This window comes from Arthrobacter sp. R4-81 (genome assembly GCF_054792365.1).
In genome coordinates this window covers 3,838,484-3,854,255 of the sequence record NZ_CP096445.1, presented here as the reverse complement: position 1 = coordinate 3,854,255, position 15,772 = coordinate 3,838,484, and the positions used below count along the sequence as shown (strand labels likewise).

The 15,772-nt window shown below is 61.7% G+C and carries 15 protein-coding genes and 1 tRNA gene; 6 read left to right on the top strand and 10 right to left on the bottom strand.

Translation table 11 applies throughout. The features are described from left to right. Window positions 1-72: 72 nt before the first annotated feature. The 3 genes from M1E05_RS17685 to M1E05_RS17675 all read left to right on the top strand — a co-directional run bounded on the left by M1E05_RS17685 (window position 73) and on the right by M1E05_RS17675 (window position 2,113). Entirely contained in the window at window positions 73-702 is a 630-nt protein-coding gene (locus M1E05_RS17685; RefSeq protein ID WP_461163737.1) for a bacterial proteasome activator family protein, read from the top strand. A gap of 8 nt (window positions 703-710) precedes the next feature. Continuing rightward, complete coding sequence (locus tag M1E05_RS17680; RefSeq protein WP_458113266.1) at window positions 711-1,166, top strand: hypothetical protein; 456 nt, start codon at window positions 711-713, stop codon at window positions 1,164-1,166. A gap of 101 nt (window positions 1,167-1,267) precedes the next feature. After that, window positions 1,268-2,113, top strand: coding sequence for an aldo/keto reductase (locus M1E05_RS17675; protein ID WP_461163736.1), 846 nt, complete (start codon window positions 1,268-1,270; stop codon window positions 2,111-2,113). A 115-nt stretch (window positions 2,114-2,228) separates the two neighbouring features. On the opposite strand, the gene M1E05_RS17670 is transcribed toward M1E05_RS17675, so the two are convergent. The 4 genes from M1E05_RS17670 to epsC all read right to left on the bottom strand — a co-directional run bounded on the left by M1E05_RS17670 (window position 2,229) and on the right by epsC (window position 5,348). Beyond that, entirely contained in the window at window positions 2,229-2,480 is a 252-nt protein-coding gene (locus M1E05_RS17670; RefSeq protein WP_458113268.1) for a hypothetical protein, read from the bottom strand. A gap of 39 nt (window positions 2,481-2,519) precedes the next feature. Further along, window positions 2,520-3,563, bottom strand: coding sequence for a hypothetical protein (locus M1E05_RS17665; protein ID WP_461163735.1), 1,044 nt, complete (start codon window positions 3,561-3,563; stop codon window positions 2,520-2,522). A gap of 433 nt (window positions 3,564-3,996) precedes the next feature. Continuing rightward, complete coding sequence (locus M1E05_RS17660; RefSeq protein ID WP_461165280.1) at window positions 3,997-4,683, bottom strand: SOS response-associated peptidase; 687 nt, start codon at window positions 4,681-4,683, stop codon at window positions 3,997-3,999. 89 nt (window positions 4,684-4,772) lie between these two features. Beyond that, on the bottom strand, window positions 4,773-5,348 hold the full coding sequence (gene epsC / locus M1E05_RS17655) for a serine O-acetyltransferase EpsC (RefSeq protein WP_461163734.1): 576 nt from the start codon (window positions 5,346-5,348) through the stop codon (window positions 4,773-4,775). Window positions 5,349-5,587: 239 nt separating this feature from the next. Between epsC and M1E05_RS17650 the strand changes: the two genes are divergently transcribed. Further along, window positions 5,588-6,151 carry a YceI family protein gene (locus tag M1E05_RS17650; protein ID WP_461163733.1) on the top strand — a complete coding sequence of 188 codons (564 nt, stop codon included), beginning with the start codon at window positions 5,588-5,590 and terminating at the stop codon, window positions 6,149-6,151. Between the two features lie 120 nt (window positions 6,152-6,271). Next, window positions 6,272-8,716: a hypothetical protein gene (locus M1E05_RS17645; RefSeq protein WP_461163732.1), complete on the top strand. Its 2,445-nt coding sequence runs from the start codon at window positions 6,272-6,274 to the stop codon at window positions 8,714-8,716. Here M1E05_RS17645 and M1E05_RS17640 read toward each other — a convergent pair. The 6 genes from M1E05_RS17640 to tmk all read right to left on the bottom strand — a co-directional run bounded on the left by M1E05_RS17640 (window position 8,713) and on the right by tmk (window position 14,357). Next, window positions 8,713-9,567: a class I SAM-dependent methyltransferase gene (locus M1E05_RS17640; protein ID WP_461163731.1), complete on the bottom strand. Its 855-nt coding sequence runs from the start codon at window positions 9,565-9,567 to the stop codon at window positions 8,713-8,715. The two genes, M1E05_RS17645 and M1E05_RS17640, sit on opposite strands and share 4 nt — an antisense overlap. A gap of 132 nt (window positions 9,568-9,699) precedes the next feature. Further along, complete coding sequence (locus tag M1E05_RS17635) at window positions 9,700-10,308, bottom strand: hypothetical protein (protein ID WP_461163730.1); 609 nt, start codon at window positions 10,306-10,308, stop codon at window positions 9,700-9,702. A 252-nt stretch (window positions 10,309-10,560) separates the two neighbouring features. Continuing rightward, window positions 10,561-10,633 (bottom strand) — tRNA-Thr (locus M1E05_RS17630). Window positions 10,634-10,895: 262 nt separating this feature from the next. Beyond that, window positions 10,896-12,467 carry an alpha/beta hydrolase gene (locus tag M1E05_RS17625; protein WP_461163729.1) on the bottom strand — a complete coding sequence of 524 codons (1,572 nt, stop codon included), beginning with the start codon at window positions 12,465-12,467 and terminating at the stop codon, window positions 10,896-10,898. A 94-nt stretch (window positions 12,468-12,561) separates the two neighbouring features. Beyond that, complete coding sequence (locus M1E05_RS17620) at window positions 12,562-13,704, bottom strand: DNA polymerase III subunit delta' (protein ID WP_461163728.1); 1,143 nt, start codon at window positions 13,702-13,704, stop codon at window positions 12,562-12,564. After that, entirely contained in the window at window positions 13,701-14,357 is a 657-nt protein-coding gene (gene tmk, locus M1E05_RS17615; RefSeq protein ID WP_458113277.1) for a dTMP kinase, read from the bottom strand. Before tmk ends, M1E05_RS17620 begins: the two co-directional genes overlap by 4 nt. Before the next feature lie 223 nt (window positions 14,358-14,580). Here tmk and M1E05_RS17610 point away from each other — a divergent pair, with 223 nt between their 5' ends. Then, window positions 14,581-15,765 (top strand): trans-sulfuration enzyme family protein, encoded by a 1,185-nt coding sequence (locus M1E05_RS17610; protein WP_461163727.1) that lies wholly within the window; start codon window positions 14,581-14,583, stop codon window positions 15,763-15,765. The last annotated feature ends 7 nt before the right edge of the window (window positions 15,766-15,772 follow it).

Genomic DNA, 15,772 nt, shown 5'->3' with positions numbered 1-15,772 from the left:
GATGAACGGCCCCGTCGTTCATCCCTCACCGGACAGGCGTAACGTATCCGCCGGTCATGAGAGTATGAACCCATGAGCGATCCCGCAGACACTCAGTCAGCAGAAGAGACCCCTGTGGAGGGGACACCCATCGATGACGGCAGTCAGCCCTCTGTGGAGGTAGCGGCGGCCGGGCCGGATTCCAAACCGAGGAACGCCGTCCAGGATCTGGTGGATGAGCCCGCCAAGGTCATGCGGATAGGCACCATGATCAAACAGCTCCTGGATGAGGTGAAGTCGGCTCCCCTGGACGACGCCGCACGCGGCAGGCTCGCTGCAATCCATGAGCGCTCCATCAAGGAACTCGAGGACGGGCTGGCCCCGGAACTCGTTGAGGAATTACAGCGGATCAACCTTCCGTTCTCCGATGATGCGACTCCCTCGGACGCCGAGCTTCGTATTGCCCAGGCGCAGCTGGTCGGCTGGCTCGAAGGGCTTTTCCACGGGATCCAAACCGCCATTGCCGCCCAGCACGCTGCCCGTGAACATTCCATGGCCCAGATGCAATTGCGCCAGCTGCCGCCGGGTACTGTCATCGCCCCGGGGGTTGTCATAGGCGAAAATGGCCAGCCCCAACGTGCACCCGCGGCCCGTCCCGGGCAGGGCGCTCCCGTCCCCGGCAGGCCGGAGGACCCGGACCACGGTCCTGGCCAGTACCTTTAGGGCATCGCTTGGGCTTTTTCACCTCCGCACGGCAAGGGCGGAAAGACGACGCTGAACTCGGCAAGGGTCTCTGGCGTCGCGCCCATGACCGCTTCCACCGTGGCCTGGATCGCTACCACCAGGTCCTGGAAGGCGTGGAAGACCCGCAGCTCTACGAGGAGCTCGTGGACATTGCCAATGAACTTGCTGCGCTCTCTCCGCGCGTCCGGCTGGTCTGCGTCGAGGCCCAGCGTCGCTCACCCAGCGACGGCCTCGATATTCCGGGTGCCCTTGCGGGTGTGCACCGTTCACTGTCCAAGGCCGGCAACTCGCTGGCCACCACAGCGGAGGCTGCCGCTATGCTGCGCCTCGCTGTCGGTCCAGTGCCCGTCGGAGCGGCTTCCGTACGACGGCGGGCGGAAGCAGTGTTCGAGCAGATTGCCGACGCCGAGCAGCGTTTGGCAGATTCCTTGCCGGAGTCATAACTCAGCGTTAGCCCGGACGGTGCTTATTCCCGGTTACGCGGGTAGCTGATCCGGGCGCGTGCACTGGCCCGGCCGCCAGCTTTATTGGCACGATGAAATGCATGACTACTTCACCCGTACTGACCTTTCATGACGGCAATACCATTCCCCAGCTCGGCTACGGGGTCTGGCAGGTTGAGGACGATGTAGCTGAGAAGGTAGTGGTCCAGGCGTTTGAAGCCGGCTTCCGCCACATTGATACCGCGAAGATTTACGGCAACGAGGCTGGTGTGGGCAGGGCCATTGAGCGTTCCGGTCTCGCGCCTGAGGACATTTTCGTCACCACCAAGCTGTGGAACTCCGATCAGGGCTATGAATCAACATTGAAGGCCTTTGAGGACTCGCTGGAACGCCTGGGCCTGGAGTCCCTGGATCTGTATCTGATCCACTGGGAGCAGCCCAAGCAGGATAAGTATGTGGACACGTGGAAGGCGCTCATCGAACTCCAGAAGCGCGGGCGGGTTAAGGCCATTGGCGTCTCCAACTTCACCAAAGAGGGGCTGCAGCGAGTGATCGATGAGACCGGCGTTGTGCCCGCAATCAATCAGATCGAGCTTCACCCGTTCTTCAACCAGACCGAGCTGCGCGCCTTTAATAACTCCCTGGGCGTCCTGACCCAGGCATGGTCTCCGCTGGGCCAGGGCGGGGAGCTTCTGGAGCACCCGGTAATCACCGCGATTGCCGGCAAGCACAATGCCAGCCCCGCTCAGGTTGTCATCGCCTGGCATTTGGCACTTGGAAACGTTGTTATTCCGAAGTCCGTCACCGAATCCCGTATCCAGGAGAATTATGCTGCCCTGGATGTGATCCTTGATGCTGAAGATATCCAGGCCATCAACGCCTTGGACAGGACGGCTGAAGGCGGCGGACGGATCGGCCCGGATCCGGCAGTTTCCGACTTCGCCTAGATTTCAGAGCTGGGTCTTGCAGTGATCTGCGGCCATCTGACTTGAGAGGGTCCCGTGCCTGGGTGCACGGGACCCTTTTCATGCCGCGATGTTCAAGATGGCATAAGCAATATTCTTATGCCGCGATCCGGTTCTGCTGCAGCGGGACTGGATCGACAATTGCCCAATCGTCCTCCTCGCAGATCATCCGGGCCGCGAAGCGCTCGGCGCTGGCGGCGTCGTCGAAAATTTCAGTGCTGACGCGTCCGTGCTGGGAATTGTAGAAAGTGACATGGAACTCCTGCCCGCCCGCGGCGTCGCCAGCGTTTGCGGCAGCCAGCGGTTCCGCGCCGTTGACTTCAATGCTGTTGATCTGTTTCCTGTTCATGAATCCAGTGTGAAGCGGGGCTCCGACAATTTAGAGATTTCAGTTCTGCGTGTTGCGAAGCCGCAGTACGCGCTGGCGGGCCAACTCTTCCGTCCGCCGTCCCTTGTCGGCCGCCCGGCTGGCCTGCTGGGTTTCGATGGCTGCCGTTTCACGCTCCTTGCGGACCCTATCGAGCTCACGGTCGAGGTTTTTTAGTTCCTCCCTGAGCTTCCGTGATCGTTCGGCAAGCCGGCCCAATTCCGCCTCCACCTCCTCCAGGCGGTTTTCAGCTGCGGCGGCGTCCTCACCTGCCGAGCGTGTCACGGCTTCGGCCTCGGCAAGGGAAGCGAGGGCTTTCTCAAGGGCAGAAGGCAAGGCGGGCCGACGCGTCGGCTGGACTGCCTGGAGGCGAGGCTTGTCCGCTCGTCCATCCGCCCGCTTAACGTTTCGCTCGGCGCTATCCCGAGCGCGATCCTGGCCGCCTCGCTTTGCCGATCGTTGCCCGGCTATGATCGTCGTCGCAGGCTCGGGCCGACGTTGACCCTTGCCCTCATTCCGCGTCTCACTTTGTAGCGCATCGGTCAGCACCTGGGGAACCGCAACGGCGCCGTCGAGGTCCACCTGATCGACGCCGTCGGATGACAGAACCTTCAGCAATTGGCCGCTTCGGACGGCAGCGGCAGCACCGCTGTCAGCGGTGGCCGCCCGCAGAGTCTCCTCCACTTCCGTGGCCACGGCGTCACTTATTTTCCTGCCGCGCTGTTCGGCAGCGGTACGGACAGTGTCCATGACCTCGGATAGCAGGCGCCGGCGCTCCTGGCCAAGCTCCCGCATGGCCACCGCATCAAGGCTGTCCTGGGCGGCACGCATGGACTGGCCCAATTCGCTGAGCTGGCGGACAGAATCAGGATCATGCCGCGCGAACATATTCACAGCCCAGGCCGCTGCGGAAGGTTTAGGAAGGCCACGAATAATCGTCGCCATCTCCCTGTCCGCGGATTTGGCGGCCGCTGTGCGTGCTGCCACAAACTCCTCCAGAGGCAGCCCATAGAGTTCTTGGGCTATCTCGGCCAGCCGTTGGTCCATCAGCTGCTTCTCTCCCATGCGAGCATCATAGGTTCATTCCGGAGCCGCGGAGGTAAGAGCTGGCCCATCCTGCCAGTAAGCCGGTTTTTGGGGGCCATATGCCTAGGGCTTTTCTCCATTCGGGAGGATAATTCGGAGTGAGGTACCGTCTGGCATTGGAGGACAACATGCGTATTGTCGGGATCTTGCTCGTACTCTGGCTGGCAATCGGCGTGGCGGCGTGTGCACAGCGAGGATATTTCGCCGGCTCACCTGCTACGTGCGCTGAGGCAGGAACCATTGCGGTGACTATCGTCGCTGGTCCACTGAATTATGTCGGGGCTAACCCTCAGATCAATTGTGAGGTCCCGCAGCCATCGCCCTAGGACTGGTTGCGGAGGAGGACAGGACCACCAACCCATCCAGTTGAGGCCGAAGCCTCATCCGACTAAGCCAAAGGCCTCATCCGGCCTCAATCGGCTGGATCGATGAGCTCCGGGCCGTTGTTGCGCACACTGTTCACCCGGTCGCTCACAATCCGCGGAGTGAGGACCGGCTCAGGCATGGAATCCAGCAATTGCTGCACTTCTTCCTTGTCACTCAGTTCCGGGTTCAGCCAGTCTGCGAACATCTCCCGCGGAACGATAACGGGTGATCTGTCATGGACATGGCCAAGGGAATCTTGAGCAGTGGTGGTCAGCACTGTGAACGTGAGCAGCCATCTGTTTGGGTCGTCCTCGGGCAAGGCCGGATCCGGCCAGAACTCGTAGAGTCCAGCGAAGGCCAGGAGTTCATCGTCCTGGGAGTAGAGGTAGTTGGGGATTTTCTTGCCATCCTCTGTCTTCTCCCACTCGTAATACCCCTCGGCGGGAATAAGTGCCCTGCGCTTGATGGCGGCCTTCCTGAACGCAGGTTTATCCAGGATGGTTTCGCTCCGGGCATTGATGAGCTTGGAGCCGATCTTCGTGTCCTTGGCCCAGGACGGCACCAGTCCCCACTTGGCAATTAGGAGACGGCGTTTCGGGGCTTCCTCGGCGGGTTTTTCAGTGATGATGGGGACGTCATTGGTGGGCGCCACATTCCAGCTGGGAGGTGCTGAGCGTCCTTCGGCTTCCTGGGCATCAAAGTATGCGAGGAGATCGCCGGTGGCTCGGGACATCACGTATCGGCCGCACATGGGTTCATTGTGCCCCATTAATCCATCCCATCGCGTAGGTGATGGAATGGGGCGGCCGAAGAAGTGACAAATCAGGTCAGGAGTACTGGATCAATGAAGACATCCCGGGGGACAACTTCATTTGCATCACGAAAGCGCCAGTGAGCCGGTATGCACACGGCGATCGCACCCCCGGGGATATCGGTAACAACAACAGCATTTGCGCCGATCGCCGAATCACTTCCGACCACCACCGGGCCGAGCACTTTTGCACCAGAACCCAGCATGACCCTGTCGCCAATAGTCGGATGAGGTTTCTCCTGGTCCAGGGCCTTCCCGCCGAGAGTTACACCCTGGTAGATGAGGACGTCGTCGCCGATAACGGCTGTTTCACCAATCACAACACCAGTCCCGTGGTCGATGAAGAGACGACGCCCAACTGAAGCGCCCGGATGTATCCCTATGCCCGTCAAAGCACGGGTAGCCTGCGAAAGCAGGCGGGCTATACCCCTTGTCCTGGGCCTTTGCCAGAGGACATGCGTCAGCCGGTACATCCACAAGGCATGCACCCCTGAGTAGAGCAGGCCTACCTCAGCCGCGCTCGTCGCAGCGGGATCTTGGGACCGTGCTGCCAGCAGGTCCTCCCTGAGCAGTGAAAACCATTTCATGTGTCTCGATTCCCTGTTGAGGCGGTGGTGCACTCAAACGCTCCAACCCGTCCGGGCCGCACGATATTTCCAGGCCTCTCAGAGGTGTGCAACTGCCAGGCTCCGGGCAGGGATCCGGGGCGTAACGTTTAGCGGCAGTGCGGTCGTCCCAACAGGCGAGGGACGGCGGTCTGTTACTGTTGCTACACCTTTCCGCAGCACAGTCCCTGTGCCGGCACGCCTGCACAGGAGGCACTCCAATGGCTGAAATCGCATCGAACTTTTCGGGCACGTGGCGCTTTGACCCCACTCACACCCGCATCGGGTTTTCCACCCGCCACGCAATGGTCACCAAGGTCCGCGGGGCGTTCAATGATTTTGAGGGCGTCATCGATGTCGACGGCGAAAACCCTGAGCGTTCCTCCGCACGCATGACCATCCAGGTGGGCAGCATCGATACTCGCAACGCGGACCGGGACCAGCACCTGCGCACTAACGAGTTCTTTGACGCACCGCAGTTTCCGGAAATCACGTTCTCAAGCAACCGCGTGGACCAGGTCGACGACGGCCACTTTATTGTGGGCGGTGCTGTCACCATCCGCGGCGTCACCAAGGACATCGCGATCCCGTTGGACTTCATGGGAGTCGAACGTGACCCGATGGGCAACCTCCGCGCGGGATTTGAAGGGTCGCGCCGGATTGACAGGCAGGACTTCGGCCTTACCTGGAACGCGGCGCTGGACTCCGGCGGGGTCCTGATCTCCGACAAAATCACGCTTGAGTTTGAGATCTCCGCTGTAAAGGTCGAGGAACCGTCCGCATAGCTCCCGCCTGATCCAACCAGCCTTTCCTCTGTCTCGCACAGAGTGGGGCATTGTTGGCGCTCACAGGCTATACTCTGCGATAACGACGGCACTCCGCGGTCGCTTGGCGGGGGGACCTTCGTGCGCGCATTCGTTTTCAGGCTTGTTCTTTGGGCGGCCGTCATTCTGGCCTTGCTCGGCACTTCCATTGCAGTGTCCGGTGCGGCGAACGCCGATGGCAGCGACTCCGACAATATTGCCGTTCTCGGTGGCAGGCCTGATCCTGCCGTTCCAGGGGCCTTTGTCTCGGTGACGCCTTATCGGCAGCTGGACACGCGTACTGGGCGCGGTGGATTCGGCCGTCCTGTTCCTGCTTGGGGGACCATTCGGGTCAAGGTGACGGGCCAGGGCGGAGTTCCTGCCTCCGGGGTGTCCGCCGTTGCACTGAACGTCACGGTCACCAACACGGGGCAAGCGGGCAACATCACCGTCTACGCCGGCGGCACTGCACAGCCAGGTACGTCAAACCTCAACTTCAACACAGGCCAGACAGTCCCTAACCTCGTCATCTCTCCTATTGGCTCGGACGGCACCATCGCCCTTACCAACAATTCCAATTCCAACGTGGACCTCATCGCGGACAGTTCAGGCTATTACCTGGGCGGTGCCGTCACGAACCCCGGAGCATTCTCCTCGCAGACTCCTTTCAGGCAGCTGGACACGCGCTACAACAATGCCATCGCACCGTGGGCAACGATGCGTGTCAAAGTCACCGGCCGCGGGGGGATTCCCGTCTCGGGTGTTTCGGCAGTGGCCGTAAACGTCACGGTGACCAACCCGGGAACCGCCGGAAACGTCACTGTTTATGCCGGCGGTACGTCCCAGCCGGGAACTTCCAATCTCAACTTCGTAGCGGGCCAGACGGTACCCAACTTCGTCCAGAGTCCTGTCGGAGCTGACGGAACCATTGCTCTCACGAACAACTCGAACTCAACGGTCCACCTCCTGGCAGACACCGCAGGGTATTACCTCGCCGGTACCGCCGCGGAAGCAGGCGCCTTCGCTGCCCGCACGCCTTTCCGGCAATTGGATACCCGCTACAATTCGGCTGTTGAGGCACATCGAACCATTCGTGTGAAGGTCACCGGCCGGGGCGGAATACCGGCCGTCGGCGTTGCAGCCATGGCACTCAATGTCACGGTCACCAGCCCGGGATCTGCCGGGAATATTACCGTCTACCCGGGTGGGACACACAAGCCAGACACATCAAACCTGAACTTCGTACGGGGCCAGACCGTACCTAACCTCGTCAACACCCTCGTGGGGAGCGACGGCACCATCTTACTGACCAACAACTCCGACTTTCCGGTGCACCTCATCGCCGACTCAGCCGGCTACTTTGTGGCGGGGACGCCAATCGATGCGGTCTATACCTGGGGACGGAATACTTACGGCGAGCTCGGCAACGGAACAACCACCGCGCATGACTACCCATCAAAAGTCAAGGGACTTGCCGGTGTTGCTTCCGTCACCGGAACCGGCACAAAGCTGGCCAGACTCAAGGATGGGACCGTATGGGGCTGGGGTTACAACACGACCGGTGTGCTCGGCAACGGAACTGTTACCCATAGCAGCTTGCCGGTGCAGGCAAAGGGGCTCACAGACGTAAAGCAGGTGGCAATCGACGTTGCCAACGCCTATGCGGTGCGAAACGACGGAACTGTGTGGGCCTGGGGTCAGAACCAGTATGGACAGCTTGGTGATGGCACCAGTACGGGCGCTAACTCCACAACCACGAGGTCCATACCTGCCGAGGTTCCCGGCCTAACCGGTGTTCAGTCCATTGCAGTCGATGACTCCACTGTCCATGCGCTGATGAACGACGGGACGGTCAAGGCCTGGGGAATGCGGGGCACAGGGTACAGCCCCACGTCCACCCCCGTCGAAATCCAGGGTCTGGCGGGCGTCAGGGAGGTCTCCGCTGAAGGCCGCAACGTCTATGCGTTCCTTACGAACGGAACGGTAAAGGGTTGGGGCGACTCGCCTCTTGGTAACGGCTCGTACCAAGGCAGCTCCTCGCCAGTGGAGGTTCCCCAACTTTTTGGGGCACGAAAAATCTCCACTGGAGCTGTCGGGTGCGCGCTAATGGGTGATGGAACGGTCCGAACCTGGGGCTGGAACGGGAGCGGGCGGCTTGGCGATGGAACTACGACCACAAGCATGCTGCCGGTTGAGCCTATCGGCATCAAAAACGCGAAGGACATTACCTGCAACCGGAACAATTCCTTCGTAGTTCTGAGTGACGGGACCGTCCGAGCCTGGGGTTACCACGCCAAGATCCTGCTTGGAACGGGCGGGGACGAGACGGACGTAGCTGTGCCCACGCCGGTACTGGGGCTGACCCATGTGAAGGAAGTCAAGAGCACCGAAGGCGTAAGTACGTTTGCACTGTTGAATGACGGATCAGTTCGTGGCTGGGGCGCCCACCCAGGGGGCTCCTATGTCGACTACGCTTACACGTTCGACGGAAGCCCTGGGCCGGCCACCGTTGCCTACATCACAGGGATAAGCGACCTGCAGGACTAAATTCCGTTGCGGGCTTTATTGGCGGTGAGCAGCAGGTATTCCCACTCCATCTGCGACGGCGAATCGCCGTGGATGTCGCTGAAAGCCTCGGCCAGTTCCGTGAGGGCCTTGTCCAATGCGTTGACCTTCTCTGCGTCGTCCCCCAGGGATTTGTAGACGGAGATTGTGGGGCCGTAGTGGGACTTGAAGTAATGAAGGAAGTCCTCCGGCCTGTGGAAGCTCCTGATGGTCACCGTCTGCTTGCGGGCCTGGACGGCTGTGATTCTGTCGCCGAAGAGCTCCCGAACGTGGTCCTCGCTGCCCCAGAGGGGAGGGGGTTGGGCGCCTGGTGGGGGCGGGGGAGCGAACGGCTTCATCGTTGCCAACATCCTCCCGAGGAACCCCTCGGGCGTCCAGTTCAACAGTCCGATGGTCCCGCCGGGCTTGCATACCCGGACCAGCTCGTCCGCGCCCGCCTGGTGGTGTGGCGCAAACATGACACCCAGGCAGGACATCACCACGTCGAACTCGTTGTCCTTGAACGGCAGGGCCTCGGCGTCACCTTCCATCCATTCCAGCTCGACGCCGCGATCGGCTGCCAAGTGGCGGCCGGCGTCGAACAGTTCCGGTGTGAGGTCGCTGGCCACTACCCGGGCGCCCATCATGGCGGCGGGAATAGCGGCATTGCCTGCGCCCGCGGCAACGTCCAGGACCCGCTGACCGGGCTTGATTCCGCAGGTGTCGACGAGGATGGCCCCGAGGTCCGGAATCAGTTCACTGGCCAGGGCCGGGTAGTCGCCCTGGGCCCACATGGCCCGGTGCCTTTGCTTCAGCGCCCGGTCCGCCTCTTTAACATCTGTGTTGTCATCCATGTCATGGCCCCTTTGATGTGGCATGTATTGAGTGACAGCGCGCTGCTGGCCCAGTGCTGGCTGATGCGACTCATTGTGGGCGAGGAGAAGCAGAGATGTAAAGGTGTCCGCGGTAGGGAGTTGGCCAAGCTCTCAGTACGCTTGGACGTCCCGGGCAGCAGCCGCGATTTTTTGGCCTTCGAGAAGGATGGATTGTTCCGGCATTCCGGCTTCTTTCCATTGCGCCACGAGCCGAAGGTCGCCGTCTTCCAGCAGCGGCCACACCCATAACCTTGCGGAACCTATAAGCTCGTCCTCGCTGCCACTGCCGCCTTCACCGCTGGCCATCAGGACCGGGCCGGTAACTGGTTCGCTACCGTCGAACATTCCCGGCCTGATGTGCGTCGAAGTGGTTTTCCGGCCGTCAGGAAAAGCTACTCCGAAGAGAAGCGCCGAGTCGGGGTCCTCCACGTAACCTGGTCCCGGTGCAGGATGCCGAAAGAACCGCCCACTCGCTGAAGCCCACTCCCGGTCGCTTTCGTTAGTCCTGCGGACGGTCCAAACAACATGGATTGCGCACCCGGTCGAGAAGACCTCAGCGCTTTTGACCGCCATCACGAAACCGGGCGCGCGATGGAGGAACTTTCCGACGTGGAAGACACCAGGAAGTTCATTTGCCGGGGGTGCAAGCCACACCGGGGTCACGTGCCGGGGAGCCCGGGGACGCTCTGGTGGCTGCGGCAGATCCTGGAAGAAGCTCACGCGCCCAACTCCTGCAGCTTCTCGCGGCTTCGGCCTGCCCGCAGCAGGAAGGCAAGTACCGGGCCGGTAGCCGCTCCGTAGACTGCCACACGCATTGTGCGCGGAATTCTGTACATGAAGACCTCCCCCTGTTGGTGCTTCTGCTCCGAGTCTACCGGTGGAGTTTTTTGTTTGCCGTCGATATTTAGGGGATCAGTATGGGCCAGGTGAAAAAGAAACCCCGCCGGTTCCTTGGAACGACGGGGTTTTTCGAGCTTCCTATCAGAATCGAACTGATGACCTTTTCATTACGAGTGAAACGCTCTACCGACTGAGCTAAGGAAGCACCGCACGAACTCAGCCGGACGAACCGGCCGGATCATGCAAGAAACAACTGTAATCGAGTTCAAGGTTCCGGGTCAAAATGAAGCAGGTCCGGAGCCTGATTACCTGGCTCCGGACCTTCTACGATTAAAGCGGCCCCCCATGTTTAGGCCGCCCCAGTCGCAAAACAGCTCCCATTACAGACGGTTTGAAGCCCGTCTAACTAGTAAGAGCATCTGCAGGCCGGAACGTGACGGGGGTTTTGGAAGTTTCGGCAACCAGTTTCAGCAGACGGTGTTGTCCACCGGGGATTTGCCGTCAATGAGATAGAGGTCCACTGCGTCCTCTACGCAGCTGTTGGACCGCCCGTAAGCCGTGTGGCCCTCGCCCTTCCAGGTCACCAGTGAGGCATTTCCGAGTTGCTTGCGCAGGGCTTCTGCCCATTCAACCGGCGTCGCGGGGTCACCGGTGGTGCCGACGACGACGATGGGAGCGGAACCGGGGTATTCCACTGGTGCCGGCGTTCGGACGTTCTTGTATGGCCAGTCCTTGCAGTTGGTGCCGCCGTACGCGAAGAAATAGCCCAGTGTGGGTGAATCCTGCTTCAGTAACTGTTCCTCCGCCCGCATGCCCTCGGTGTCTGTGACCATCGGGTAGTCAAGGCAGTTGATTGCGGTGAAGGCGAAGCCGCTGTTCGAAGAGTAAGTGCCGTCAGGATTCCTGTCAGCGCCGAAGTCCGCGAGCTGCTGCATGGTTGACGCGTCGCCCTTCATGGCGTCGTCGAGGGCCTTGGTCAGCAGCGGCCAGTTGTCGTCGTTGTAGAAGGGCAGGATGAAGCCGCTCACAAATGTCGAGCCCGTGACAACGCGGCCATCCTTTGCCTGGCGCGGATTGGCGGCGACGCTCTGGATGAGGTCACGAATCTCCTGCACGGCCGTATCCACGGTTCCCGTCACGGGGCAGCCCTGTTGCTGAAGGCAGCTTGAAACGTAGGCGCGGATGGCCTTCTCGAAAGCACGTGCCTGTCCGCGGGTAAGTTCCTCGTTGCTCAGCGATGGGTCCAGGGCTCCGTCGAGCACCACGCGGCCAATGTTGTCGGGGAAAAGGGAGGCATAAGTGGAGCCGAGAAAGGTGCCGTATGAGTAGCCGAGGTAGTTGAGCTTGCGGTCATTTACCACTGCCCGGAGGATATCCAGGTCCTTGGCTGCGCTGATGGTATCGATATGGGCCAGAACCGGGCCGGTCTTCTCAACGCACTTGGCGATTGTTGCCTTGTTGGCCTCAAGGTAGGCCTGCAGATCGGCGTCAAGGTCCAGATTGTAGTTTTGCTGCGCGACGGCGTCACGTTCCTGGTCAGTGAGACAGGTGACCGGGGCAGAGCGTTTCACACCGCGGGGGTCAAAACCCACAAGATCGTAGTTGGACCGGACGCGGTCAGAGATGTTGGTGGCCCCAGAATCCTTGACGAAGTCATAGCCGGAACCGCCGGGGCCGCCGGGGTTCACCAGCAGGCTCCCCTTCTTGTTGCCCTTGGCAGGCAGGCGCAAGGCGGCGATCTCGATGCTTTCGCCTTCGGGCTCGTCGTAATCCAAGGGCACTTTCACCTTGGCGCACTGGAATTGCTCCTCGCACGATGTCCACGAGACACGCTGCCCATAGTACGTACGCAGTTCTGCCGGGGCTGCGTCGATGATGGCGGGGTCAGCCTGCCCTGCTGCGTCATCCCGCTTCGAGTCCTTGGGCTGTCCGAAGAAGCTGCACGATGCGAGCAGCAGAACCAGCGCCATCGCGCCGGCAGTCCGCGCTGCGGTCACCACCGATCTGGGTGGTGCGGGCAGGCGCCGTGCAGGCTTCATGCGGTTCTCCTTCAAAATATCGGCCTGCCCCGATCGGCCGTGCCGGCCGGGAAGGCTCACTGTATGCTCCGCTGTCAGCGGACGCCTGGCTGAATCAGATGAGGCTGGCGGCCATGGACTCGACTGCCAGGAGAGGCGCCGCGTTGGTGGTGGTAATTCGATTGCGGGCCTTGTTGATGGCTTCCATCCTTATGAGGGTTGCTTCGGCGCTGGAGCGGGCCGCGAATTCCTCCAGCTCACTCCTCAACTCAACGTTCACCAATTCCACGGCGTTCCCCATCTGGATAATGAGCACATCGCGGTAGAAGGACAGCAGATCGGTGAGCGTACGGTCAAGGGAATCCGTAATGGACCGCTTGGCCCGCCGCTTCTGATCGTCCTCGAGCTGCTTGACCTGGCTCCTCATCGCCGGGGGCAGAGTTCCTGTTTCGGGTGCGCCGAGCGTCGCCAGGAGGGCGGCTTTTTCCGCGGCATCGCGCTCCTCGTTGGAGCTGTTGGCTTCCTCCGTGGCAATCTTGACGAGTTTCTCGGCCATGAGGATTGCAGCCGTTATCCCGCGCAGGCCCAAAGGCAAACGAACGGTCTCCAGCCGCCGCTCCCGTGCCTGCGGATCCCGGGCCAGCCGCCTCGCGATTCCCACATGGCTCTGGGCCCCGCGAGCCGCCCGTTCGGCGAGTCCCGGCTCGACGCCGTCGCGCTTCACCAGGAGGGCGGCAACATCCGCCGCCGGCGGGAGGCGCAACGCTACGGGACGGCAACGGGAGCGGATAGTGACCAGGACATCAGCGGGGGAGGGTGCGCACAGCATCCAGATGGTGCGGGGCGTGGGCTCCTCGATGGCCTTGAGAAGCACGTTGGTGGTGCGTTCCGCCATGCGGTCTGCATCTTCGACGACGATGACCCGCCACCGGCCCGAGGATGGCCTGTTGCCGGCCTTGGCGACCAGCTCGCGCGACTCCTGGATAGTGATGGTGACTTTGTCGGTGCGGACGAAAGTTACGTCTGAATGCGTCTCGCCCAGAATGGTCCGGCAGGCCGCGCAGGTGCCGCAGCCGCGCTTGGTGACATCTTCCTGGTCGCAGTTCAGTGCGGCCGCGAACGCCTTGGCGGCATTGGAGCGGCCGGACCCCGGTGGTCCCGTAAATAGCCAGGCGTGCGTCAAACCGTCACCCTCGGCGGCCTGGCGCAGCTGGTCGACGACCGCGCTCTGGCCCTGCAGGTCATCCCAGACACTCACGCGGTACTCCGCTGGGATGTCGCCAGCAGAGCGTCCACGCTCGCCAGGATCCTGGCCGCAAGTTCTCCCACCGGCAGATGCGCGGGGAGGACCAAGTAGCGTTCGGGACGGGCAGAGGCAAGATTCAGGAAGGCTTCCCGGATTCGTGCGTGGAACTCGTCGGCTTCGGATTCCAGCCGGTCTTCGGCAGCATCCCCCGCTGTGCGGCGTTGACGTCCGACGCCGGGATCGACGTCGAGCAGTACGGTCAGGTCCGGAAGCAGACCGGAGGTGGCCCATTCATTGAGGCTGCGGACAGCGTCAGCGCCAAGGGACCGCCCTGCACCCTGATACGCGACCGAGGAATCTATGTACCGGTCGGTGAGAACTGTTTCACCCCGCTCCAGGGCGGGCCGAATGACCTGGCTGGCGTGAGCCGCGCGGGAGGCGGCAAAAATCAGGGCTTCAGTATGGGCGTCAATGTGGCCGTGTCCGTGATCGAGCACCAGGGAGCGGAGTTTTTCCCCAATTGGTGTTCCGCCTGGTTCGCGGGTGCGCAAGACGGTCATGCCCCGTGCCTCCAGCGTGCGGGCCAGCTCAGCCGCCTGGGTTGACTTGCCGGCGCCGTCGCCGCCCTCGAAGGCAATGAACAGTCCGGGGCTCTGGGTAGTCACTTGACTAGCCTACCGATAATGCACGACATAATTCGCCTCCCGCAAGACACGTGAACGGGTGGACTCTTGTCTGTTTGATCAATGCGGTGCTACAAACATCTATATCAGCGGATATACATCAGGGCTAAGAAATTATCGACAGCGTTCCCGGCCCAACAAGCTGCGCCAGGCAGGCCACCAAGGTTCATTTAGCCGCTGAGGACACCCGACGTACGCTTTCTCCATGACTCTCTCCCAACAGCAGGTCGCCGCGCTCTCAGCCGAAACGGTGGTTGTAGCCGCCGGGCGCCCACCCCGTGAACGCAATGAACCGGTCAACCCTCCTGTGGTGCTCTCCTCCACCTACTTTGGCACCGGCCCGGTGGAATCCGGCGACAGAGGCTATGGCCGCTACTCCAACCCCACCTGGGAGCCGTTCGAGGAGGCCTTGGGGCAGTTGGAGGGTGCTGAGCTCCCGGGCCTGCTGTACTCCTCGGGCCTCGCCGCAGTCAGCTCAGCATTCTCACTCATCCCGGCCGGAGGCATTCTGGTCATGCCGACCCATAGCTACTCGGGTTCACTGGCGATGGCGCAGGAGTTGGCAGGCAAGGGGTTCATTAAACTGCGTACCGTGGATATAGCGGATACAGAGGCAGTTAAGGAACAGCTGTCACCCGCCGGAGGATCGGCCGCCAATATGCTGTGGCTGGAAAGCCCCACGAATCCCATGCTTGGCATCGCCGATATAGCAGTCCTGGCCGACGCCGCCCATGCTGTGGATGCGCTGGTGGTTACCGACAACACTTTCTCCACTCCTTTGGTGCAGCAGCCGCTCGCCTTCGGATCCGACGTCGTCCTTCACTCGGTGACCAAGTACCTCGCCGGCCACTCCGACGTGGTGCTGGGTGCCCTCGTGACGTCCGACGCCGGTCTCAGGGAGACGCTGCTGCAGCACCGTTCCATCCACGGCGGGATCGCCGGGCCCTTTGAGGCCTGGTTGGCACTCCGGGGACTGCGCACTCTTGCCCTGCGGATCGGCAAGTCCCAGGCATCAGCGGCCGTGTTGGCCGAACGTCTCGGCCAACATCCGCGCATCGAAAGCATCCGGTATCCCGGGCTGGAATCGGACCCGGGTCACGAGCGGGCCAAGGCCCAGATGAAAGGCTTTGGCTCCATCATCAGTGTTCAGGTCGCGGCGTCGGCGGGGGTTAGCGGTGAGGAAGCGGCTGATCGGGTCATTGCCGCCTTGGATTTGTGGCTGCCGGCAACGTCCCTGGGCGGGGTTGAATCCCTGATGGAACGGCGCCGCCGCCACACCGCCGAGCCGGAAAGCGTTCCGGATAACCTCCTTCGGTTGAGTGTGGGGATTGAGGATGTGGAGGACCTTTGGGCTGACGTGGCGCAGGCGCTGGACGCTCTGGACCATTAGGCTGGAG